Consider the following 24,303-nt stretch of genomic DNA (forward strand, 5'->3'; position numbering starts at 1 on the left):
GCCCTCATCGGGGCGGTGTTTTGCAATCCATGCGGCGATCAGCCGGACATTCAGGCGAAGGCGGTGTCCTTGATGAACTTGCCGCCCTGCATGATGATCGGCATGTGCTGGCCCTGCCCTGTCAGCAAGGACAGGTCTTCGAGCGGGTTGCCGTCCACCACCACCAGATCCGCATAGGCGTCCGGCGCGATCGTGCCGATGCGGCCTTCCATTCGCAGCAGTTTCGCCGCCACATGGGTTGCCGAACCGATGACTTCCATCGCCGGCAGCACGCGCCCGCGAATGACAAATTCTTCGGACTGGTGCTGGTGCATTTCGCCCAAAAGGTCACTGCCATAAGCCATGAGCAGACCCGCCTCACGCATGATTTCCAGTGAGGCCATGCCGTTGAGGCGCACATTGTCCACCTTGGCAACCGAGGTTGCCGGCAGGCCGAACGAGGCTCCTTCACTGGCCAGTTTGTCATAGGTGACAAGTGTCGGCACGGCGATTGCGCCCTGCTCGGCGGCGAAATGGGCCGTATCACTTTCGATCAGGTTGCAATGTTCAAGCGAATGCACACCGCATTCCACGGCCCGGCGGATTGCCGCATCGGTGTAGAGATGGGCCGAAACATAGGTGCCCGCGTTTGCAGCTTCTTCCACCACGGCAGTCAGTTCAGCCCGCGAAAACCCGAGGAAATGGATCGGGTCGGTTGGCGAGGCAACGCCACCATTGGCCATGATTTTGATGAAATCAGCGCCGCCCTTGATCTCTTCACGCGCAGCCCGGCGCATTTCAGCATCGCCATCACACACACGCCCCAGAGTGCCCAGCCGGAACCCGGTCTTGATGGTGGGGCGGTCGTCAAACGGCCCGCGGAAATCGCAATGCCCGCCGGTCTGGCTCAATGCCTTGCCGGACAAAACCAGACGCGGTGCCGGAAACAGACCTTCCTCAGCTGCCACGCGCAACCCGCTATCGGCCCCGCCAACATCGCGGACGGTGGTGAAGCCACGGGCGAGCATGTCGCCCATGATGCGGATGGACCGGGCGGTGACCAGACTGTCAGGCAATTGCGCATTGCGCCCGAGATCGGCCAGCACAGCGACAACATGCACATGGCAATCGATCAGGCCGGGCATCAGCGTGCGCCCGCCCAGATCAATCACCCGCGCATCCGCTGAGGTGATCTTGTCCGCGACCTCGCGGATGATACCGCCCTCAACCAGCACCGATGTGGGTGCACCCGGCTCCGGCGCAGTGCCGTCAACAATGCGGGCATTGGTAAAAAGAATGGTCGACACGTTAAATACTCCGATTGGATGTGGCGCGCGCCTCGGCACGGGCCTGCAAGAAAGCGGGAACAAGAGCGGGGGCCAGCTGTTCGACCAGCGCCACCTGTTCTTCGCGATAATAATGTTCCGGGGCCAGCAGGTTAAGCGTACCAATCACCGCATCATCATAAATGACCGGGACATTGATCACCGAACCCAGCCCCATGCTCTCAATCAGTTCGTGATCGAAAAAGGCCCAGCGAATGGCTTCCTTGTCATAACCGATAAAGGGCTGCTTGTTTTTCAAAACCAGATCACCCCAGGGCGTTGGTCCCATCAGCTTGCGGCCGGATACCGGATATTCCTCGGGCCGGTTGGAATAGATGCGGGCCACTTCCTGCCCATCGACATACAAGAGGGTGAACAGCTCATGGCCAACCAGTTCCTTGCACAGATCATCAAGTGCCTTGAACACGGGCAGCGGCTGGCCTTTTTCGGCCTGGGCTGCGAGCAGAGTGGAGAGCGGTTTGTTTGTCATATTTTGGGTGCCGGTATAATGCGCTCAGGCAATAGCCCGCGCGGTTTGAAACGAAGAACCAGAAGCAGTGCGGTGCCGATCATGATTTCACGAACGGCGGCGAACTGGGCTGGCGCGAAATCGGGCAGCAGGTCGGGCACGAAACGGGTGAGTTCGAGGAAGAACACCACCAGATAGGCGCCCAGCACACCTCCTGCGGGCCGGCCAACGCCACCGGCAGCAACTGCCAGAAAGATGTAAATGGTGATCAGCGGCTGGAAATGATCCGGCGAGACATAGGACTGGAAATGCGCGTAAAGCGCACCGGCCAGGCCGGCAATCGCCGCGGACAGGGCAAAGGCCTGCACCTTGAAGCTCAATACATTCTTGCCCGCAAAGGCCGCCAGTTCCTGATCTTCACGGATTGCTTTCATCGCGCGGCCATAAGGCGACCGGTCGATACGGCGCAACAAGGCCCAGACGATCAGCACAATGAAGCAGACCATCACCATGTAGAACAGGTTGAACCCCTGATTGCCGAGCACGGATTTTAGCGGGGCCTGAATGCCCGAAATACCGTCCGAGCCATTGGTCAACCAGCGCTCATTGAGCGCGACCAGACGAATGACCTCGGCAAGTCCGAGCGTCACGATGGCCAGATAATCATCGCGCAGGCGCGTGGTGGCCAGCGTGACGATGAAACCGGCGACGGCACCAACGACAATCGCTGCGCCCCAGCCCACCAGAATTGGCGTGCCAGCCCCGGTCAGAATGGCAGAGGTATAAGCACCGATGGCAAAGAAACCAACGAGGCCGAGATTAACAAGGCCGACGCCGCCCCAGATGAGGTTGAGGCTCAGCGCCAGCAGCGCGTAAACACCGCCAATAGTCAGGGCGAAGATAAAATATGCAAGCATCAGGCAGCCCTCTCGCCGAATATGCCGCGCGGACGCAGGGTGAGCACCAGCAGAATGGCGATAAAGCCAACCGCAGAACGATAGGTGGCCGGTATGACTAGAAGCGCACATTCCTCGGCAATACCGATAACCAGCGCCCCGGCCACAGCCCCCGGAATTGAGCCAAGACCGCCCAGAACCGCTGCCGCAAATACGGTCAACAGCACACGGTAGCCGAGCATGGGATCAATCGAGGCATCCAGCCCGATCAGAACACCGCCCGTACCCGCAAGACCTGCGCCAAGAAACACCGTCAGAATGGCGACCTTGGCCGGATCGATGCCCTTGAGACGGGCCAGATCGGCATTGTCTGCCACAGCCCGCATGGCCTTACCGAACCGGGTAAACCTGAGGAAAGCAAACATGGCGGCCATAATGGCAATGGCGATCATGAGACTTTGCAATTGCTGCGGACCAACCCTGAGGCCGAGAAAACGCCAGTCGGGCACAATCGGCAGGTCATAGCCGCGCAGATCATTGCCGAAATAGAGCCGCACGATGTTCTCAAGAACAACATTGAGCGCGATAGAACCGATTGCCACTGTCAGGGCGCCCGAACCGCGCAACCCTTTCAGGGCTGTCTCCTCTGCCGCCATGCCGGCAAAGCCGGCAACGGCAAAGGCGACGATGAGTGCCGGCAAAACGCCGGCACCCAAATGAACATTTACCCACCAGGCTGCAAAGGCTCCGATAGTGGCGTAGGCAGCGATCGCAAAGTTGGGAAAGCGCAACACCGCAAAAATCGCGGTGAAGCCAATGGCCGGCACCGCAATCAGGGTGCCGTTCATTATGCCATTCAACAAGGCCTGCAACAGGATGGTCATGCTCTGCGCTTACCGTTAGGCGATGTTGATGAAGGAGAACTTGCCGTCGAGCACCTGCTCGTAACGGAAGCTGCTGTCGGAGATATCACCCGTGTCGGTGAAATCGCACGGACCGCTGGCACCGTCATAATCGACAGCCTTGCCTTCAGCGATAAGCTTCAGCCCGTCAATGGCATTGTCGACCTTGGTGCCGCCTTCGCCCTGGCTGACAGCGCGCACGCTATCCTTGATCGCGGTGCCGGTGCTCTCGCCGGCTGCTGCCATTGCCATGATGATCAGATTGATCTGGTCATAGACCTGCACGGTGTAGGGATCCGGGCTTTCAACGCCGATCATGTCGACGAGGCGCTTGTAGGCAGTCGAATTTTCATTCGAGGAGGGTGCAATTGTGTAGCAGCCTTCAACGACTTCTTTTTGCACGCCATCGAGCACCTGCTGGTTCACAGCATAGGCGAAGGCAATCTTGGTGCCTTCAAAACCGGCGCGATAAAGTTCCTTGAGCATGACAGTGGTGTCCGGTGCATAGCCGCCAAGCACAACCGCATCAGGATTGAAGCGCATGATCTCGTCGACTTCGGAGCGGTAGGAAGGCTTCTTGTCATCATAGACCAGCGAGGCTGCTTCGCCGCCGCCTGCTTCAACAGCCTTGGCCATGTTGGTGTACTGGCTTTCAGCGAACGGGGTCTGCGGGGAGACGAAGAACACGCGCTTGGCACCCTTTTCCAGCGCGAATTCGCCAAACTTGCGGCCCTGCAGCGTGGTGTTCGGCTGGGTGCGCACAAGGTAACCGTTATGGGGCAGTTCAGTGATTGCATCAGCGCCGGAAACGGTGGCGAGGAAGGTGCCCGATTCCCAGCACAACGGGGCAACGGCTGTGGTCACCGAGGAGGCCCAGGTGCCCAGAATGGCGGAGACCTGATCCACATCGATCAGCTTGCGCGCGGCGCGGACACCGGCTTCGGGGTTGGTCTGGTCGTCTTCGGAGATCAGCTCGATCTGCTTGCCGAGCACGCCGCCGGCGGCATTAACCTCGTCGACAACGGCCTGGGCCGTCTGGGTCATGATGGGGCCATAGGGGCCACCAGCGCCGGTGAGCGGGGTCAGTGTACCGATCTTGATAACCTCGCCCTCTGCGCGGGCTGCGGACGGCATCATCGCCAGGCCAACGAGCGCTGTTGAGGCACCAAGGAAACTTCTGCGATTGACTGCATATTTGGTCATTATTTTACCCTTGTTTTTGCACTTGCTTAGTCATTCAGTTTTGGATCACCCGCCGAGAAAGAGACGGCGGATTTCGGGGTCAACGGCAAGATCAGGTCCCGCCCCCTCAGCGGATTCCTTGCCGGATACGAGGACATATCCACGCGTGGATATGGCCAAAGCTTCGACCGCATGCTGCTCGACCATCAAAATGGGCAGTCCGGTCTGGTTGAGTGCCGTGATGGCGTCGAAAAGTTCTTCTGCGGCGCGAGGCGACAGGCCCGCGGTCGGCTCGTCGAGCAGCAGAAGCGTCGGGGCGGTCATCAGGCCCATGGCCATGGCAAGGATTTGCCGCTGGCCGCCCGACAGCGTGCGCGCCAGATCACCGCGTTTTCCCGCCAGCATCGGATAGCGGTCAAACATTTCCGCCATGCGGGTCTTGCCGCCAGTGCTGTCCTGATAGGCACTGATCTCAAGATTTTCCGCGACCGAAAGCGAGCCGAAAATATTGCGTTCCTGGGGCACAAAGCTGATGCCCGACTTGGTGCGGCCAACGGCGCTCTCGCTGGTGACATCCCGGCCCTCAAGCACAATCTTGCCTTCTCGGGCGGGCACCAGGCCGGCAACCACTTTCAGCAATGTCGATTTTCCGGCGCCATTGGGGCCGATAATGGTGACAATCTCACCGGGTTCGACCCGGATCGAGGCCTCCTTGAGAATGCGTTCCGCCGCACCATAGCCGGCAACAATATTTTCAGCTGTGAGCAGGCTCATTTGCGGCTTCCCAGATAGGCTTCCTGAACTTCGGTATCGGCGGCGACTTTCTCGAACGTGCCTTCCACCAGCTTGCGGCCCTCGGCCAGCACCACCACGGGGTCGCAAAGCCGTTTGATCAGCGCCATGTCGTGTTCGATGAGACAGATGGTGATGCCGCTTTCATTGAGCGCCACCAGATGCCCGGCAATCTCGTCGGTCAGGGTGGGGTTCACCCCGGCCATCGGCTCGTCGAGCAGGATGATTTTCGGTTCAGCCATCAGGGCGCGGCCGATTTCGACCAGCTTTTTCTGGCCACCGGACAAGGCGGTCACCGGATTGTCGATGACATGATCGAGACGCAACCGGCGGGCGATGCCAAGGGCGCGTTCAGCGAGTTCCGCCTCGCGGGCTTTTGCCGCCTTGCTGCCGAGCACGGCGGCCAGCATGTGTTCGCCGGGCTGTTTCAGCCCGTAAAGCATCAGATGCTGGAAAACCGAGAGTTTGGGAAAGCCGCGCGCCAACTGAAAGGTGCGCACCAGTCCGCGCTGCACCAGCTGATGCGGCGGCAGGCCGGTAATGTCATCATCGCCGATCTTCACGCTGCCGCCACTTGGCTGATACAGGCCGGAGATAGCGTTGAACAGGGTCGATTTGCCGGCACCATTCGGGCCGATCAGGCCGGTGAACGAGCCTTCTTCAATGTCAAAATCAACGCCGTTGAGCACCTGGGCGCCATAAAAGCCAAGCGTCAGGTTGGTAACTGAAAGCAGCGCGCTCATTCGGCGGCTCCGTGTTTCGGGGTGGCAGCCGGTTTGGCGGTGGGGAATTGCTGGCGCACCTGCTGTTTCCAGAAGGTGAGCAGGCCTTCGTAATAGGCAGGGTCATCGCGCAGCACCGTCTGGGCAATCATGCCGCGGATAAAGCACATGGTGCCGTTCATCATGTTGCGGGCAAGATCGGGGCTGACTTCAGCGCGTTCGGCCAGTTCCGTCCAGATCAGGTCAAGCCCGGCATGAAAATCACGCACAACGGGCACCAATTGCTGCTTGAAATCTTCATTGTGCCGGGCTTCAGGCAGGTATTCGAGGGTCACATAGAACAGCCGGTTCGACATGACGTCCCAAAGGTAATCGACGATCTCGTCGCTGGAACCACCCCGGACGGCAAAGTCCTTTCCAAATCGCGCCAGATCCTCGTTGACCAGCGACAACATGCGGGCAATCGAACTGGTGATGATGGAATCGCGGGTGGGAAAGTGATGGGTCAGCGCGCCGCGCGACACACCGGCCTTGCGGGCAATTTCCGGCGTCGTCGCCCGGGTGATCCCGTTTTCATAGAGCAGGTCGATGGTCGCTTCCATCAGCCGCGCCGATGTCTCGGCGGTGCGTTCCTGCTGCGATCTTCTTCTGTGCTTGCCAGTCACCCGACAGCCTCCCGCGTTATTCAGAATGGGAAAACTGCGGCGTCACTTACAAACAATCAAGTCTGTTTTTCAAAAAAATGCACAAAAGACAATCAGCGGGAATGCGTGCCGTGTTTTTAGGCACAAAGCCAAACATCCTGAAAATCCGGTTGTTGCCGGTCTTCAGGTTATTCCTCCCTACCTCGGCACTATCGCACCACGAAAAGCCGACGCACGTCAACACTTGCTAATATTTGACCAGCTTCCGCAAAACCGCCCTGCACATGGATGCACCGTGTCTGCGGCCGGCAAACCCCAGGCATTATTCAGCCAGTCATCTGAATAAAGCCGTTGCGAAACAATAGTTTATATCAGTCGAGGCTCGGCTTGCTGCGGCGCAGGTTTTTGATCGCGCCCCGGCGGGTTTTTGCGTCCACACGCTTGCGTTTGGCTGAAAGGCTGGGGCGTGTCTTGCGGCGATGCTTGGGCGGAATCGCGGCCTGCTGCAACAGGGCGACCAGCCGTGCGACGGCATCCTGCCGGTTCTGCAATTGCGAGCGGAAGCTGGATGCGGTGAGCACAATCACCCCCTCATTGGTCAGCCGGGTTCCCGCAAGAGCTGCGGCGCGGGTCTTCAAACCTGTGGGTAATGAGGGCGAGTGTTTAAGATCAAAACGGATTTGCACCGCCGTTGAGACCTTGTTGACGTTCTGTCCGCCCGGGCCGGAACTGCGCACAAAGCTGAAATCAATCTCGGCGGGATCGAGGGTAATCGTGCCGGTAATTTCAATCGGCTCAGCCATTCAGCGCCCCTGTTGCCCACGCCAGACAAACATATCGATCAAGGCGTGCCAATGGGTGCATATGGCATATTTCGCCTTCAGCCAGCAATGATGGCCCGATAGCCTGCCCGGCGCGATACCCTTACGCCCTGTCGACGGCGCTCCGGATCAGGTCGATATCCTTTTTGGCATTTTCCAGCAGGGTCAAAGCGGTTGCCCGGGCTTTTTCGGGATCATGGCCGATAATGGCCTCAACCAGTGCTGCGTGCTCAAGCACAGCGCGCGGTCGATGGGGGCCGAGCGCGGAGATATTGAACATGTGCCGAAGGCCAAAGCCGAACAACTGGCCTATCGGCCAGAAGAACTCGTTATGGGTCGCCATATAAATCGATTTATGGAAATCGAGGTCTGCCTCCACCCAGGCATTCTTGTCGTCCCCAGCATCGACCATTGCCTGAAAGGCTGCCTGAATGTGTACGCAGTCCTGTTCTTGCGCGTTCACCGCAGCGAGGGCACAGGCCGCCGGTTCGGTGGCGTGGCGCAGCTGGAACATTTTAACCAGATAGGTTTCCGTATCGCTGACCTCCAGCCGCCAGCGCAGCACATCAGGGTCCAGATGGTTCCAGGCACTCGCCTCACGCACGCGTGTGCCCAGTTTGGGTCTCGAGGCCACCAGCCCCTTGGCGAAAAGCCCTTTGATGGCCTCACGGATTGCCGTGCGGCTCACCCCCATCATTTCGCATATCTGAATTTCAGGCGGCAGGGATTCGCCGGGTTTGAAGTCACCCCGGACAATCGCCAGCCCCAGCTCTTCCGTCACCCGCGCATGCCGGTTCTTGATCGACGCAACGCCGGACCGGGTATCGGACACAATCGAAATAATATCGCTCCTGCGCTATCCCGGCGTTATCGCCGGATTTGCGTTTGGGCTATATCCTATCCTCCCCGACATCGCTAGGCGACCTTTTATCCGCCCTTTCGTCTCCCCCTTCCACCGGTCAGTGCCCCGAAATGAGGGCAGATCAACCGGTTCGGAACACCGGATGACCTGCCCTCCACAAAGCTCAGATTTCAACGATCAGCACATCTCTTGGCGGCACCGTGAACCGTGTGCCGTCAAAACCGGCATGTTCACCGGCCCAAAAGGCCTTGCCGGGCTTTGGGGCCTTGCCCCCAAGCGTCAGCGTGCCCGATTGTTCGGCGCGGGTGGGATTGACGATCCAGAGATAGCGCCTGTCGCCCGCTTCATGCAGTCGGATCTGCACATGCGGGTTGTTACTCGTTGTGTGCTGCGTCTTGCCGGTAAAGGCAAAGCATTCGGCGAAATATTTCAGGCCCTCGGGCGCACTGTTGCGGTAGTAGCCGACCGAGGGATGGGTGCCGACCAGCATGGTCCGGCCCTTGCCGAACCGGTTCTCGACAATGGCGATGCGCCCATCGGTAAAGCTGGCGCGGGGGGTGCCGCCCTCTGGCTGATAGGCCTGCAAAAAGCCGCCACCTACCGTCTCGACCCCATCAAGGCGAAAGCGGATGCGGTCCCCGATATCGGGCATGAATTCCACATCGGTCTCACGCGCACCAAACAGCTTGTCCAACCCCATATTGGGCTGGACGACACCGACCTTGCCGCGATCTCCGAAATAGCCGGGGCAGGCCTCTGCAATCAGTGTACCGCCCTGTTCCACCCAGTCGGTAATGATCTTGGCCTGGGCCGAGGTGAACATGATCGGATAGGGGAAATAGAGCGCATCATACTGGGCGATATCATCGATATGCACCCAGTCGGCCTGAATGCCATTGTCGAAAAAGCCGCGATAGGCACCCCACATGGCGGCCGCATAGGTATCGTATTTGCCTTCATGGCTGAGCAGATAGTCCCATTGCTGGGTTTCCGGCACCACCAGAATGCCGATATCGCCCTTGACCGGCTTGGCCTCAAGCAGCGGCTTTTGTGCCGGGTCATTGGCCCATTTGCCGATCTCCGATGCCATGTCGGAACGCGGCGTGCGCGCCCCATCCATGCCATAGGAACCAAAGGCCCCGAATAGCGGGCCATCGAGCAGCGGGCGATAGCGCAGGTTGAGCACGCCGCGCGCGCCACCGGCAAAAGAGGTCATGGTCCAGGCGCGAATGTCTTCCGGCTCAGGGGCGCGTGCGTCTTCCTTGTCCCGGCCCACCACTTGCGGTTGCATCCAGAGCGGACCGCCCTGCCGTTCGGCATGCCAGAACGGCTTGCCACGGGAGGCGGCGCGATTGAGATCGGCGGCATAAAAGCTGCGCCAGGGCTGGTCGCCCTTTCGCCCCTGAATCCAGGTATAGCCATAGGCCTCGACCTTGGAGGCGGCCAGCCAGTCGTCGCAGCCGCGCGATGCCATATCGGGAATGGCCCCGCCCACACCATGGGCGACGATCAGGTTTTTGGTATCGACCCCGCGAATGGTGTCGATGCGCCATTGCATCTGTCCATAATAATTGTCGCGCTTGAACTGCAGCCAGTCGATGCATTCGGGATAGGGTGCGATCTGGGTGGGCGGCTCAATATCGTCCCATTCCGCATAAGAGAAGCGATACCAGGCCGCAGCCAGCGTATCGAGATCACCATATTTTTCCTGCAGCCATACCCGGAAGGCCGCTTTGGTATGGGGATTGTAATCCACCGCAGGCGAATAATTGCATTCATTCCAGACGTCATAACCCAGAATGCCGGGATGGTCCTTGTAACGGCCGGCCAGCGCTTCCAGAAATGCGCCTGCCGCCTGTTTGACCTCAGGGCAGTTCAGCGTCAGCGACCCGGCCCCGCCACCATTATTGGCAAAGCCGCCGGTCGCCGCCGAAACGCCCATGGTTGCGGCCAGCGCCGTGCCATCGGCTTTCATCTGCCGGGCATGGGCGAATTTTCGATAGGCCCAGTCGGGTACCGTATGGGTCAGTTCGGCGATAACGGTCTTCATGCCGTTTTCGGCCGCCAGATCGAGCTGGCGGTCATATTCATCCCAGTCATATTGACCCGGCTTGCGCTCAATCGCGCTCCACATGAACCAGTGCCGGAACACATTAAGTCCGTCTTCTGCCGCGACCCCATAGTCCCGCGCCCAGTCCTCCCTGGGTGGGTTGGACTTGCGGAAATAGACGGCGCCAAACGGCAATTGCATTGAAATCTTGCTCATGTTTTTCTCCTCCGGCATGCGCCCGAGCGGGCAGCCGTTCTCTGTCCCCCGTGCCTCAGGAACGGTGGTGGCAATTTGATCTGGATCGAATTCAGCCGTGACGCGGGTGCGTTCAGCTCTTTTCGGCCATCTCCTCCAGTGTCAGCACAAGGGCCGAATGGTCTTTGTCGCCGTCACCCTTTTCGATGGCGGCGTTCATCAAGTCCTGCAGGGCCGCCGTATTGGGCAGTTTCACCCCAAGCGATTTGGCAGCCTCTGTCGCCAGACCGATATCCTTGCGGTGCAGGCGAATGCGGAAGCCGGGATCGAATGTGCGATCGATCATGCGCTGCCCGTGCAATTTCATAATTGCTGACCCGGCAAAGCCGCCCATCAGCGCCTCGCGCACCTTGGCGGGATCAGCCCCGGCCTTTTGCGCAAACAACAGGCCTTCAGCCACCGCCTCAATGGTGAGGCCGACAATGATCTGGTTGGCCACTTTTGCCGTCTGCCCATCGCCGACGGGGCCCACATGGGTGATGGTTTTGCCCATGATCTCGAAAAGCGGTTTGCCCCGGGCAAAAGCCTCGTCCGTGCCACCAACCATGATGGTCAGCGCCGCATTCACCGCCCCTGTTTCGCCGCCCGAGACCGGCGCGTCGAGATAATCACAACCCAGCGCTTCGATCCGCGCGGCGAATTCCTTGGTCGCGACCGGGGAAATCGAACTCATGTCGATCACCAGCTTGCCCGCCGAGAGGCTTCCGGCCACGCCGTCAGCCCCAAACAATACCTCTTCCACGTCGGGTGTATCGGGCACCATGAGAATAATGACATCGGCCATCTCGGCCACGGCTTTGGCGCTGCCCAGAGCCTTGCCACCCTTGTCGACCAGAAATTGCGAGACCGGTTTGACCCGATGCAGAAACACCTCGTGGCCCGCATCGATCAAATGTCCGGCCATTGGCCGCCCCATAATCCCGAGACCGATAAATCCAATTTTCATGTGATGATGCTCCTCAGATATACTTTTTCATCCAGCCCAGACCGGCGCTGGTATCGGCCATTGGCTTGTATTCGCAGCCGATAAAACCGTCATAGCCCAGCCGGTCGAGGGCCTTGAAAACGAAGTCGTAATTGATCTCGCCGGTACCCGGTTCGTGGCGGCCGGGATTGTCGGCGATCTGGATATGGGCAATGCGTGCCGCCAGCCGTTCATAGGTAGGGATCAGGTCGCCCTGCATGATCTGGGTGTGATAAATATCGTATTGCAGATAGAGATTATCCGATCCAACCGCATCGAATATCCGCTCGGCATGATCGGTATGCGAGACGAAGAAACCCGGGATGTCGCGCAAGTTAATCGGCTCCAGCAACAACTGGATGCCAGCATCAGCCAGCCGCGGCGCGGCATATTTAAGGTTCGCCACCAATGTCTCTTCAAGCACATCAGCGCTTGCGCCTTGGGGCGCAATCCCTGCAAGGCAATTGATTTTCCTGCATCCAAGCGCTTGCCCGTATTCAACCGCTTTTGCCACCCCGGCCTGAAATTCCTCTATTCGATCGGGCAGGCAACCAATGCCACGCTCGCCCCCGGCCCAGTCCCCGGCGGGCAGGTTGAACAGGGCCTGGGTCAGCCCGTACTGTTGCAATATGGCGGCAATCTTGTCAGCGGGCATTTCATAAGGGCTGACATACTCAACCGCCGGGAACCCGTCCTTCGCAGCCGCCGCAAAGCGGTCGGCAAAGGGAAGGTCAGCATAGAGAAACGAGAGGTTGGCAGAAAACTTTGGCACGATGATTATCCTCAGGCAGTAAATTTTGTACGGTGTAGCATGCGCTTGTTGCGGGGGTCCGGATTGGGCACCGCAGAGATCAGGCTTTTGGTATACGCCTCACGCGGCGCGGTGCAAATCTGCTCGGCATCGCCCAGTTCAACGATCCTGCCCCGATGCATCACTGCCACCCGGTCGCAGAAATAGCGCACCACGGAAATGTCATGGGAGATGAAGATAAAGCTCAGTCCCAGGCGTTTTTGCACATCGAGCAGCAGATCGAGAATCTGCGCACGGATCGACACATCGAGCGCAGAGGTTGCCTCATCGGCAATGATGATTTTCGGGTCGAGCGCCAGAGCGCGGGCGATGCCGACACGCTGGCGCTGCCCCCCGGAAAAGGCATGCGGATAGCGCTCCATCGCCAGCGGATCGAGCCCGACGAGCTCCATCAGTCCGGCCACTTTTTCCTCAATCTGGCGGGCGTTCAGATTGCCCTCCACGACCAGCGGATCAGCGATGATCTGTTTGACGGTCATGCGCGGGTTAAGGGAGGCGAACGGGTCCTGAAAGACCAGCCGGGTCTGGGCGTGATAGGCGGCCAGTTGGCTCTTGCCGAGGCCGAGCACATCGGTTTCGACCCCCGGTTCGGGGCGATAGGTGATTGTCCCCGAAGTCGGCTCGACGGTGCGCAAGAGCAGGCGGCCCAATGTGGTTTTGCCCGAGCCACTTTCCCCCACAATGCCGAGATTTTCACCCCGGAACAGATCGATATCGGCATTGTCGACGGCCTTGAGGGCAAATCCCTTGCCGCCAAACCAGCTTGATGACGCGCCATAGACCTTGGTCAGATTGCGCGCCGAGAGGACTGGATCATCAGTTTTGACATTTGATGCCGCTTGAGCGGCATGGCGCTCGAGCCGCATGGTCGAGGCGAGCAATTGCTTGCTATAGGGGTGTTTCGGGTTGTGGAAGATTTCGTCCACCTTGCCCTGTTCCACAATCCGGCCATAGCGCATCACGGCCACCGTGTCCGCCACTTCGGCCACCACACCCAGATCGTGGGTAATCAGCAGCATGGCCATGCCACGCGACACTTGCAGCCGCTTGATCAGGTCGAGAATTTCCGCCTGTGTGGTCACGTCCAACGCGGTGGTCGGTTCATCGGCTATCAGAATGTCCGGATCGCAGGCCAGCGCCATGGCGATCATGGCGCGCTGGCGCATGCCACCGGAAAATTCGAACGTATAGCGGTCGATCATCTCTTCGGGGCTGGCAATCTCCACCTGCCGCAATAATTCGATGGTCTCGGCGCGGGCGGCCTTTTTGTCCATCTGCCGGTGCAGACGCAAAGCCTCGACAATCTGCGATCCGATGGTGTGGACCGGGGAGAGCGAACTCATCGGCTCCTGAAAGATCAAAGCGATGCGCCGGCCTCGAATGGCGCGGATATCCTTGCCGTTCTCATCGAGCTGATCGACCGCGATTGGTCCTGCGCCCGTATCGAGCGTAATGGTGCCGCCGGTAATCACCGCCTGGCTATCAATAATCCGCAGCAGGGCGCGGGCTGTCACTGATTTTCCCGAGCCGCTCTCGCCCACAAGGCACAAGGTCTCACCGCGCTTGAGGTCGAAGCTCACCTCCCGCACGGCATGCAGGATATGGGTGCGCAGATGAAAATCGAGGCTCAGATTCTGAACACTGAGCACGGTGGCACCCGGCTCTGGATCAGCACGTTTTTGAGTGGCAGAAATCATGGTGCTCATCCTTCATACGGGTCGGCGGCATCACGCATGCCATCGCCGAGAAAATTGAAAGACAGAACCGCCAGCACCACCGCCCCGGCAGGCCAGATCAGCAGCCAGGGCGCGGTTGCGACCGTCCGGATATTCTGGGCGTCCTGCAACAGCACACCCCAGGACACTACCGGCGGTTTGAGGCCGATGCCGAGGAAAGAAAGCGCCGTTTCCGCCACAATCATTGTCGGCAAAGCCAGTGTCACCACCGCCAGAATATGGCTTGTCAGCGAGGGCAGGATATGGCGGAAAATAATGCGTTTCTCGCTCGAGCCGTCCAGCCGGGCCGCCGTGACAAAATCCTCGCCGCGCAGGGCAAAGAAACGGCCACGCACTTCACGCGCCAGCCCTGTCCAGGCCAGAAGCGAGACAATCAGGGTAATGACAAAATAGACCTGGAGGGGCGACCATGTGATGGGAATGGCGGCAGCCAGTCCGAGCCAGAGGGGAATGGTGGGCATGGCGCTGATCACTTCAACCACACGCTGGATCAGGGTATCCACCCAGCCGCCGTAATAGCCCGAGAGCGCGCCGAGCACGACACCGAGCACGAGGCTGATGGCAACACCGATCAGGCCGATCGACATGGAAACACGGGTGCCATAAATGAGCCGGCTCAACAGGTCGCGCCCCAGCTTGTCGGTGCCAAGCAGATAGAACGGATCTGTGTGCTTGAGGGGCCCCACCAGATGCAGGTCCATGGGGAACAGACCCCAGAACTTGTATTCCGCACCCCGCACAAAAAAGCCGATAGGCACGATCTGATCGTCATCAACAGTGAATGAGCGGCGCAGGGATTCCGGGTTCACCTCAACCTTATAGCCCTGAACGTGAGGCAGAAACTTGGTGCCGCCTTCCCCATCGGGGGCGAAAAACGAAATGCTCTGGGGCGGCGCATAGGTATATTGCGGCCGCGAGGTTTGCGGCAGGTCGGGTGCCAGAAACTCGGCGAATGCGCCAATCAGATAGAGCATTATGATGATCACGCCGGCAAACATGGCCACCTTGTTGGCGGTGAACTTGTGCCAGATCAGCGTCCATTGTCCTGCCGCAGCAATCGAGATTGTTTCCTGGCCGGGCTTCAGCGGGCTGATCGCCGGACCATCATCTTGCAAAAGGCTTGTGGTGGTTTCCATAGTCATCAGTTGAACCGTATCCGGGGGTCAAGCAGGGCGAGCAGCAGGTCCGAGACCAGCATGCCGATGAGTGTCAGTATGCCCATCAGCAGAATGAAGCTGCCGGCGAGGTACATGTCCTGCGCAATCAGGGCACGCAGCAGCAGCGGGCCGGCTGTGGGCAGGTTGAGCACAATGGCGGTAATGGTGACGCCCGAGATCAGATTGGGCAGCACCCAGCCAATGGCCGAGACGAACGGGTTGAGCGCAATGCGTACCGGGTATTTGATCAGGGCGGTCATCGGCGGCAGGCCCTTGGCCCTTGCCGTGACCACATAGGGCTTGTTCAGTTCATCGGTCAGGTTGGCGCGCAGGATGCGGATCATGGCCGCCGTGCCGGATGTGCCGATCACGATCACCGGAATCCACAAATGCGCCAGCATGTCGCCGAACTTGGCAAGGCTCCAGGGCTGGCCGACATATTCGGGCGAATAAAGCCCGCCAACGCTTTGCCCCAGATATTTGTAAGAGACATACATCAGCGTCAGCGCGAGGATGAAATTGGGGATGGCGAGACCGATAAACCCGAGCAGGGTGAACACATGGTCCCCCACCGAATGCCGGCGCACCGCAGAATAGATGCCGATGGGCAGGGACACGGCCCAGACAAACAGCAGCGAGACAACCGATACCGCAAGGGTTGAGCCCATACGATCCCAGATCAGTTCCGATACCGGACGGCCCCATTCAAACGAATAGCCAAAATCCCCCCGCAAAATGATGCCGGAAATCCATTTCCAGTACTGGATAATCACCGGGTCATCGAAGCCATATATCTCCCGCATCCGGGCGATCTGTGCGGGGTCGGCGTTCTGGCCATTGTCGGTCATCGAGGCGACAATGGAGGTGACGTAATCCCCGGGCGGCAACTGGATAATCAGGAACGCAATCAACGACATGCCGAACATGGTCGGGATCATGTAGATGAGGCGTTTAATGATGTATCGAAGCATCGCTGTCTCCCCTATCGCCCGGCCTTCAGGCCCATTCGAGATATACTACTTCAAGCATGTCGATCGCGGGTACCTGCATGATGGCGCGATTACCCCTTGTTTCCACCTTGACGGGCGCTCCATCGACCATCAGGCGCGCCGATTTCACGGTGCGGCCTGCGGGCACATCCACTTCAACCGTGTGGGCACCTACCGGATAGATATCGCGGGTCGGGCCTTTCAGCATCATCGGGTTGGTCAGGTTGAACATGATCACCGAGAGGGCATCCGCCGATTCACGGATGGCGATATCGAGCACGGAATGGCCGTTCACTTCGACACGTGAGGGCTTGCCCAGTGCCCAGCGCACGGCATTGGCCATCAGGATGGCATGGTCTTCGGCCAGCACATCAAGAAAGACGGAGCCGATATTCCAGGGGATATAAACCGTGCGGCCACCGGCTGCATTCTCTCGGGTAATAACCGCTGCACCCTTTGGTTCTTCGCGCGGATAGACCTCTTCCATGGGCAGGTCGGGGAAATCGGGCACAAACAGGAAGGGCGCGCTGGTGTCCGCATCAGCCTCGACGGTCATCAAATGCGTGCCACCGATAATGCGGTTGGCCCCTTCAAATCCGGCATTGATGTCATGGCTGCCATTGAGCGCCACGTACGTGTTTTTCACCGGCCCGCGCGCCGGGGCCTTCATGCGGGCACCAAACACATCGGCCAGCCCGAACTCGGTGCGCAACGCGCCGGTCTCGGTGCGGGTTGAGGTTTCATGGGCGGCAACCAGACTGCCCCCACGGGCCACATAGTCACGCAATGCCTGGCATTGTTCATCCGACAGGCAGGTAGCATTGGCCAGAATGACAACCTTGAACCGGTCCAGCGCCTCGGCGCTCATCATCTCGTCGGAGAGAAACTCAAAAGGCAGCTTGGCCTCGATCAGTGCCTGATAGAAGCCCAGATCATCGGCTTCAGCGATGCGGCGGTTTTCCTGCGCCCACATTTTAAGCGTGGTGCTGGGGTCAATCACGGCGATTTCCGCGTTGGCCGTGGTTGCCGCCAGCATGTCTTCAAGCCCTTCATGCAGGCTGAAGGCTTCGGCCACCGGGGCGACCCAGCGGTCATCCGGCACAACGCCGTTGAACTTGGTGTACCAGGGTAGCATGCCATGGGCGACACCATTGGTGATCCATGACTGGATTTCAGCGCCGGTCGTCACCGAATCCTTCCAGCGGTGCTCTTCTTCAGGCCCGATCGAGGTGATGAGGATTACCGGGCGCTCCGGGAAAGTGGCACGGATGCGCTTGGCATTCCGCCCCGCCGCCCAGATCGATTCCAGACCCTGACGGCCCTGATCATCAATAACGAGGAAAGGGCAATGTTTTTCGATGAGACCAAGATCAAATTCCATCAACGATGCCCCGCCCATATTGGGAATGAAGCTGGCATGCGGCTTGATGGCTTTGACGTCCTTGTCCCACTGGATCACCATGCGGGTCAGCACTTCCCGCCGCCAGATGGTCCAGGCCTTCCACTGCGGATCGTCGGCATTGCTGTTCAGCGGCAGGTCAAAGCCGGAGGCCGCCTTGAACCGGGTCTTGCAGGAATCACAATAACACACGCCATGGCCCTGCCAGCGATTGGCAAAGACCGCGTCGATATCGTATTCGCGGGTAATTTCCTTGACGATTTCCGGCATGAAAACATTGTTGTAATCGCCATAGGCGCAGGTCACCCACACTTCGGGGAAGGCCCAGTGGCGGCGCTTGTTGCCGTCCTTGTCGACAGCGATCCATTCGGGGTGCGCGTCGGCGGCATCCTGATGGATGGCATGCGGGTCAACGCGTGCCATCACATGCATGTCGAGCTTGCGCGCGCCTTCCACCAGCGTGCCGAACGGATCGGTATCGCCGAGAAACTTGCTGACATAGTGCAGCGGCACCTTGGAGGGATAAAAACCGATATAGCCGCCCGCGCTCAGACAGGTCGCGTTGGATTTGGTGCGCTTGAACACATCGATCCAGAATTCGGGATCGTATTTAACCGGGTCATCCTCGGCCAGCGTCAACTGGGTCCAGCGGGTTGCAGATTTGTACCAGTCTGGTTTGCGCAATGTGCTGGCTGTTTTTGCGAGGGCGTCGAGCATTTCCGGGTTCCATTTTTCAGAGTTGGCGGTGCCGTGTACCGGTCCGCGTGCGGGCCGGTACTGTGCGTTCATCGGGAGAATGTTGCCGATCAGGCCTTGAAGAACTGCTCGGGCATGGAGGGTCCAGGTGTGGGCCAGCCAAACGAGTTCGGCATAACGGGCATGGTGTTGACCATGTCGTTCTTGACCACGCCATAGCCATCGGGCGGCAGGCTGACACCGAAGGTCAGGAACTGGTCGGCAGCGTTCTCGAGCAGCTGCTGCATCAGTTCTTTCTGCTTGGCCTGATCGCCGGTCGCCAGCAATTGCTTGTACAATTCCTGCTGCGTCTTGACGTCCGCGGGCGGCTCAATGGCATTTTCATGCTGAGGATCGGTGAAATAGAGCGCCCAGCCCGGTGCATAAATTGCATTGGGATTGAACGGCACAAAATAGCGGGCATCGAGCATGGCGGCGACGCCGCTATTGGCGCCGAACTGGTGCGCGGTGGCATCGAAATCCCGGCCATTGCGCACCCGCACTTCCCACAAGGAGCGGTCCATGGTGCGGATCTGGGCATCGACACCCACAGCCTGGAACATCGGGATGGCCAGCTGGAACATGTCGAGGAAGGTCGAGCGCACCTGATCAATCTCAAAGATGATCGTCAGGCGGCGGCCAGAAGCATCCAGCCGATAGCCTTCGCTGTCCTTCTCGGGCACGATGGCATCGAGCATGGCATTGGCCTTGTCGGGATCGTATTCGGTAAATTGCTTGGCCAGCCGCTCGTTATAAAGCGGATCACCCTCGACAATCGACGGCTGGGCGGGCGAGCCCTGGCCCACAAATACCGCGTCAATCAGCGCCTGCCGGTCGATCGAGACCGAGAGTGCCCGGCGGAAATCGCCATTATTATAAAGCTCGTTCTTGACCGGATCGGTGTGGTTGAGGTTGAGCTGGAACACCATCACATTGGCGGCGGATTCCTTGAGCGTGTAGAAATGGAAGTTGCCGCTGTCCTGTGCATCGAACAGCACCGGCTTGTTGGCCGGGGTGCCGATATACTGGTCCATCATGTCGATTTCGCCCTGCAGGGTCTTCAAGAGCAGCACCTGGGGATCGGCGACCATCTGGTAATTGATCTGGTCGAAATAGGGGAGCTGGGTGCCCTCGGTATCGATCTTGAAATAATAGGGATTGCGCACAGCGACGGCGCGTTCCGTATCTTCGCCCGGGGCAATGGTGAACATCCAGGCATTAAGGGTCGGGCGCTTTGAATTCTGGAAGAAGTCATTGTCCTGCGCCAGGCCGCATTCGCGCTGGAACAGGGCAATCCAGCTTTCCAGGCCGCGCTCCTTGGCCAGTGCATCGGCATCCGGATTGTATTTGATATGGAACTGCTTGAGGTAATGCTTCGGCGCGCGGGTCACCTGGTCCTGCTGGGCCCAGGCAAGCTGCTGGGCGAAAAAGCCGTTCGGTTCGGCAAACTTCACCTTGAAGGTTACCTCGTCAACGACCTCGAGCTCACCGAGCTTGCCCCCGGCAAACCAGAAAGGCTGGCCGCCCATGGATACGTCCGGATTGGTATAGATGTCCTCATACCAGAAGCGGATATCCTCGGTGGTATAGGGATGGCCATCCGACCATTTCATGCCCTTGCGCAGGGTGAAGGTATAGGTCTTTGAATCGGCGCTGACCTCATAGGATTCAGCAACATTCGGGGTTACGCCCGACCAGTCAGGGGTGAAACGCACCAGCGGCTCATAGCCCTGATACCGCACCAGCATGGACAGCGAACCACCGCCGACCAGTGCATGGTTCCAGGTGCCGCCCTGGGTGCCGGGGCGATCCAGCGGCGTGACAACCAGGGGATTGAGCGGCAGACGGTCGGCAATCGGGGGCAGTTTACCGCTGTCGACAGCGGCCTGAAGCGACGGGGATTCCATGGCGGTTTGCGCCAGGGCAGGCAGGGCTAGTGACCCCGCAAATGCGGAACTCGCAGCGATAAATGCTCTACGGCTAATATTTGTCATGTGAAATTTCCTCCTCCTTGCCGAACGGCTGTTAGCTCAGTTTCGACAAAAACAAGGCTTGCATAATGAATATTGTTAGGTAAAGCGTTATGTACAAATTCTGTTCAGCCTGGGTTTTTTGGGGAAAATTCTGCCTGATCCGAAACCAAACTGCTGAATAACAATACTATTTTTATGAAGCCTGTTATCCAGCATTTTTTATTGACCAATACCTTAGAGACGTCGAACACTGCGATTGGAGAAAAAATTTGGCGCGCATCACCATTCAAACCATCGCGACGGAAACCGGATTGTCCAAGTTTGCCGTCTCCCGCGCCCTTGCCGGCAAGAGCGGGGTGAGTGAGGATACGCGCGTCCGCGTGAACGAAGCGGCCACAAGGCTGGGCTACAAGCGCCCCGCCGCCGTCGCCCGGCTGCTCAGTGTGGTGTTTGACGCAACGGACATCATCAATAGCGAACTGCATATGCAAATTCAGGCCGGGGTGCAGCGCGAGGCGGCCCGGCTCGGCTATACCGTACGCATCCACAGCACCCATGATCCCGACGAACTTGAGGATTTTGCCAATCAGTGCGCCGGCATGCTGATTGTTGGCCCCCACAGCAAGGAAAGCCTTGAGCGGGCCTATGCCACCGGCACGCCGATTGTGCGCAGTGGCTGGCTGGCACCGCTGGAACCGGTCGACCAGATCGGCGGCACCGATCACGAGGCTGGCTCAGCCGTGGCCCATTACCTCATCAATCTGGGGCACCGCAATATCGTTTATGTGCATGGCGACCCGCGCTATCGCGGCCGCATGGAGCGGCTTTATGGCCTGCGCGAGGTCATCGAGCAGCGCGATGACACGGTATTGCATGACATGACCTGGAAGGAGGGCAATCATTTCGCCGAGGAATTCGACAAATTATGCGCCCGCGACATCGCCCCCACGGCCTATTTCTGCGCCCATGACGGGCTGGCCCTTACCGTGATGTCCGAATTGCTGGCGCGCGGCTATCATATCCCGCGGGATGTTTCAGTAATCGGTTTCGGCGACTTCAGTGCCGCGCAGCAAATCCTGCCGCAAATGACCACGGTCAAGATGCATGGTGTCGAGGTGGGCCGCGCCACCGTGCGGCGGCTTGATGAACGCATCAATGCCGAGGTGGAGCCGATCGGCCCGCTGCGCATTTCCATTCCCTCGGTCATTATCGAGCGGGATTCGGCGGGCCCTGCCCCGGCGCGTGATTGACAGGCTGGGCAACTCTTCCTGAGAAAAGCGAAATCCGGCGGGGCCAATATGGGTGTCAAAAACTATTTGATCGAAGGCGTTTCCGGCACCGGCAAGACCACCGTTTGCGATGCGCTGCAGGCACGCGGCTATCATGCCATCCACGGCGATCGGGAACTGGCTTATAGCGGTGATCCCGAAACCGACGAACCGGTGGATACCGGCGGGCACGCCTGTCACATCTGGGATGTCGACAAGGTTCGGGCCCTTGTTGCCGACCGGTCTGAGGCGATGACCTTCTTTTGTGGCGGCTCCCGGAATTTTTCCCGTTTCATCCATCTGTTCGATGCGGTTTTTGTGCTTGAGGTCGATATCGACACGCTGAACCGGCGGCTTGCCAAACGGCAGACAAACGAATTTGGCGGGCGCGCTGCCGAACGAGCATTAATTGCCCGCCTGCATGCAACCAACGAAGACATTCCGCGCCACGGCATCAGCATTGATGCGACCCTGCCGCTCCCCCGCGTCGTTGAGGCCATTGTAAGCCGGTGCGGCTAAAGCCCTGCGATTACAAACACCGCGACGCCCCGGCGACGACCACGCGCACAAGCCGGCCAGACTGCATGGCGCAAACTTCTATATATACATGTTTTTATTGAAGAAAATTGGTGCGCCCGAAGAGATTCGAACTCCTGACCCCCAGATTCGTAGTCTGGTGCTCTATCCAGCTGAGCTACGGGCGCACTTTGGCTGGGTGGATAATCCAGCGAACGGGCAGACACTTATACTGGTCATTCCGGCTTGGCAAGGCCATGCAGCGTCTAACTTTGCGCATGTTTGACAATTTCGTGTCACTGGTGCCGTCCAGCCCGGTTTTACGGGGGTGATGCCCACGGGGCATTTTGCCGGACTGGCTGAATTTTATGGTAGCGGTCGGCCTCCCGTGGCGCGTCGTTACATGGCCCGCGCCGTGCGGGGCAGGCAGATTTCGAAACGGGTCCCCTTGTCGAGGGCCACATGCACCAGCTTGCCGCCATGGGCTTCTGTCAGTTCACGGGCGATAGCAAGGCCCAGCCCTGTGCCCCCGGCGCGGGCGGAGCCTTCAAAAGCGACGAACAGGTTTTCCAGCGCCCTTGGGGGCAGGCCGGGGCCATTATCCGTGACGGCAATCACCATGCCCTCATCACGCCTGTCTTCCAGTTCGACACAAATTTCGGGCGGGTTGGTGCGCATGCCGGCCGCTTCCAGCGCCTCGCGGGCGTTCTTGATCAGGTTGACCAGAACGCGCGCCATCTGGTCGGGATCAACTTTCAGCGTTACCGCATCAGGCACATTATTGGCATAGCCCACATCCGGGTGCCCGGCGAGGCCGGCATCGAAGGCGGCCTCATCCACCAGCGCGCGCAGATCCACCGGCTGCGGGCGGGGCGGGGTCGCGCTTTGACGGCCATAATCGAGCACAGACTGGGCAAAGCCGATGGCCTTGTCGAGGGTTTGCACAAGGCGCGGGGCCAGCCTTTGCACTTTCGGATCATCAAGGGTTGCCACCTGATCGGAGAGCAATTGTGCCGAGGTCAGGGTATTGCGCAAATCATGATTGATCTTGGCGACAGCCAGACCCAGATCAGCCAGATGGCGGCGCTGGCGCAGCATGGCGAACAGGTCCGCTTCCATCGCGGCCAGTTCCCGCTCGGCAATGCCGATTTCGTCGCGCCGGCTGGAGGCGCGGATGATCAGGGTGGCGTTTTCCGGCGCTTTGCGGAAAGACACCATATTGGCAATCAGCCGCTGGATCGGGCCAATCACCGCCCGGTTGAGGAAAACAAACAGCACCAGTGCGGTCATCGCCGCCACGATCAGCGACAAAAAGAAAATATTACGCGAATAAACCAGCATGCCAGCGCGCAGAGGGGCTTCGGAAACCAGCACCTCAATGATATTGCCCTCACCCCCGGGCACCGGTCCGACAATGCGCATGGTGCGGTCCGAACCGAAAAACAGGGTGTCGAGCGCCCCGGCCATCAGGTTGAAAGGGGTACGTTCGCGTTGATCGGCGGTTATCGCGGCCATGGGCATGTCGGTGCCCGAGCGCTCGATCAGCTGGCTCAGACCGTCGCGGCGGTAAACGACCGCCTCCGCCATGGCAGACCTTAACAACCGGTCGGCCAGCCCGTCGGGCAGGTCCATGGCATCGGGCACAATGTCGAGCACCCGGACCGCAACAGCGGCGACCGACAGCTTGTCGTCCAGCCAGTTGGCACGAAAATTGGCGACGGAGGGCACATAAAGCACCACCTCGACCGCCAGAATCACAAAAATGATCGTGGTGATCAGTTTCACCGACAGGCCGGAAAATGGCCCCGGCACCTGGTCTGTGCTTGCCCTCATAACAAACCAGTCTACCCGGAATT

21 protein-coding genes and 1 tRNA gene are annotated in these 24,303 nt (G+C 59.2%); 2 read left to right on the forward strand and 20 right to left on the reverse strand.

Going from position 1 to position 24,303, the window contains the following annotated elements; all coding sequences use genetic code 11:
• Nucleotides 1-50: 50 nt before the first annotated feature.
• The 18 genes from L1P08_RS08780 to L1P08_RS08865 form a co-directional block, all read right to left on the reverse strand.
• Nucleotides 51-1,286, reverse strand: a complete 1,236-nt coding sequence (locus tag L1P08_RS08780) for a metal-dependent hydrolase family protein (protein WP_303616650.1) — start codon at nt 1,284-1,286, stop codon at nt 51-53.
• Nucleotide 1,287: 1 nt separating this feature from the next.
• Nucleotides 1,288-1,794 (reverse strand): GAF domain-containing protein, encoded by a 507-nt coding sequence (locus L1P08_RS08785; protein WP_303616651.1) that lies wholly within the window; start codon nt 1,792-1,794, stop codon nt 1,288-1,290.
• Entirely contained in the window at nt 1,791-2,690 is a 900-nt protein-coding gene (locus tag L1P08_RS08790) for a branched-chain amino acid ABC transporter permease (protein ID WP_303616652.1), read from the reverse strand. Before L1P08_RS08790 ends, L1P08_RS08785 begins: the two co-directional genes overlap by 4 nt.
• A complete protein-coding gene (locus L1P08_RS08795; RefSeq protein ID WP_303616653.1) occupies nt 2,690-3,553 on the reverse strand; it encodes a branched-chain amino acid ABC transporter permease in 864 nt (287 codons plus the stop codon). Before L1P08_RS08795 ends, L1P08_RS08790 begins: the two co-directional genes overlap by 1 nt.
• A gap of 15 nt (nt 3,554-3,568) precedes the next feature.
• A complete protein-coding gene (locus L1P08_RS08800; protein WP_303616654.1) occupies nt 3,569-4,774 on the reverse strand; it encodes an ABC transporter substrate-binding protein in 1,206 nt (401 codons plus the stop codon).
• 45 nt (nt 4,775-4,819) lie between these two features.
• Nucleotides 4,820-5,527 carry an ABC transporter ATP-binding protein gene (locus L1P08_RS08805; protein WP_303616655.1) on the reverse strand — a complete coding sequence of 236 codons (708 nt, stop codon included), beginning with the start codon at nt 5,525-5,527 and terminating at the stop codon, nt 4,820-4,822.
• Entirely contained in the window at nt 5,524-6,288 is a 765-nt protein-coding gene (locus tag L1P08_RS08810; RefSeq protein WP_303616656.1) for an ABC transporter ATP-binding protein, read from the reverse strand. Before L1P08_RS08810 ends, L1P08_RS08805 begins: the two co-directional genes overlap by 4 nt.
• Entirely contained in the window at nt 6,285-6,932 is a 648-nt protein-coding gene (locus L1P08_RS08815; protein WP_303616657.1) for a TetR/AcrR family transcriptional regulator, read from the reverse strand. Before L1P08_RS08815 ends, L1P08_RS08810 begins: the two co-directional genes overlap by 4 nt.
• A 350-nt stretch (nt 6,933-7,282) precedes the next feature.
• Entirely contained in the window at nt 7,283-7,714 is a 432-nt protein-coding gene (gene arfB / locus L1P08_RS08820; RefSeq protein ID WP_303616658.1) for an alternative ribosome rescue aminoacyl-tRNA hydrolase ArfB, read from the reverse strand.
• A gap of 121 nt (nt 7,715-7,835) precedes the next feature.
• Complete coding sequence (locus L1P08_RS08825) at nt 7,836-8,564, reverse strand: FadR/GntR family transcriptional regulator (protein ID WP_303616659.1); 729 nt, start codon at nt 8,562-8,564, stop codon at nt 7,836-7,838.
• Nucleotides 8,565-8,757: 193 nt separating this feature from the next.
• Nucleotides 8,758-10,860, reverse strand: a complete 2,103-nt coding sequence (locus L1P08_RS08830; RefSeq protein WP_303616660.1) for a beta-galactosidase — start codon at nt 10,858-10,860, stop codon at nt 8,758-8,760.
• Between the two features lie 112 nt (nt 10,861-10,972).
• On the reverse strand, nt 10,973-11,845 hold the full coding sequence (locus tag L1P08_RS08835) for a 2-hydroxy-3-oxopropionate reductase (protein ID WP_303616661.1): 873 nt from the start codon (nt 11,843-11,845) through the stop codon (nt 10,973-10,975).
• 13 nt (nt 11,846-11,858) lie between these two features.
• The gene (gene hyi / locus L1P08_RS08840; protein ID WP_303616662.1) at nt 11,859-12,635 is read right to left on the reverse strand and encodes a hydroxypyruvate isomerase; all 777 of its coding nucleotides are present in this window, start codon (nt 12,633-12,635) and stop codon (nt 11,859-11,861) included.
• A gap of 11 nt (nt 12,636-12,646) precedes the next feature.
• A complete protein-coding gene (locus L1P08_RS08845; protein WP_438268396.1) occupies nt 12,647-14,371 on the reverse strand; it encodes an ABC transporter ATP-binding protein in 1,725 nt (574 codons plus the stop codon).
• Between the two features lie 5 nt (nt 14,372-14,376).
• On the reverse strand, nt 14,377-15,552 hold the full coding sequence (locus tag L1P08_RS08850; RefSeq protein WP_303616664.1) for an ABC transporter permease: 1,176 nt from the start codon (nt 15,550-15,552) through the stop codon (nt 14,377-14,379).
• A complete protein-coding gene (locus L1P08_RS08855; protein WP_303616665.1) occupies nt 15,552-16,538 on the reverse strand; it encodes an ABC transporter permease in 987 nt (328 codons plus the stop codon). Before L1P08_RS08855 ends, L1P08_RS08850 begins: the two co-directional genes overlap by 1 nt.
• Before the next feature lie 25 nt (nt 16,539-16,563).
• Nucleotides 16,564-18,672: an alpha-amylase family protein gene (locus L1P08_RS08860; RefSeq protein ID WP_303616666.1), complete on the reverse strand. Its 2,109-nt coding sequence runs from the start codon at nt 18,670-18,672 to the stop codon at nt 16,564-16,566.
• Between the two features lie 89 nt (nt 18,673-18,761).
• Nucleotides 18,762-20,684 (reverse strand): ABC transporter substrate-binding protein, encoded by a 1,923-nt coding sequence (locus L1P08_RS08865; protein WP_303616667.1) that lies wholly within the window; start codon nt 20,682-20,684, stop codon nt 18,762-18,764.
• Nucleotides 20,685-20,932: 248 nt separating this feature from the next.
• On the opposite strand from L1P08_RS08865, the gene L1P08_RS08870 reads away from it, so the two are divergent.
• Together L1P08_RS08870 and L1P08_RS08875 are read left to right on the forward strand one after the other, a co-directional pair.
• Complete coding sequence (locus L1P08_RS08870; protein ID WP_303616668.1) at nt 20,933-21,913, forward strand: LacI family DNA-binding transcriptional regulator; 981 nt, start codon at nt 20,933-20,935, stop codon at nt 21,911-21,913.
• Between the two features lie 48 nt (nt 21,914-21,961).
• On the forward strand, nt 21,962-22,450 hold the full coding sequence (locus L1P08_RS08875) for an AAA family ATPase (RefSeq protein ID WP_303616669.1): 489 nt from the start codon (nt 21,962-21,964) through the stop codon (nt 22,448-22,450).
• 108 nt (nt 22,451-22,558) lie between these two features.
• On the opposite strand, the gene L1P08_RS08880 is transcribed toward L1P08_RS08875, so the two are convergent.
• Nucleotides 22,559-22,635: transfer RNA gene (locus L1P08_RS08880), tRNA-Arg, on the reverse strand.
• Between the two features lie 211 nt (nt 22,636-22,846).
• A complete protein-coding gene (locus L1P08_RS08885) occupies nt 22,847-24,280 on the reverse strand; it encodes a sensor histidine kinase (protein ID WP_303616670.1) in 1,434 nt (477 codons plus the stop codon).
• Between the last annotated feature and the right edge of the window lie 23 nt (nt 24,281-24,303).

The organism is Mariluticola halotolerans (genome assembly GCF_021611515.1).
GTDB classification, from domain to species: Bacteria; Pseudomonadota; Alphaproteobacteria; order Rhizobiales; family Devosiaceae; genus Mariluticola; species Mariluticola halotolerans.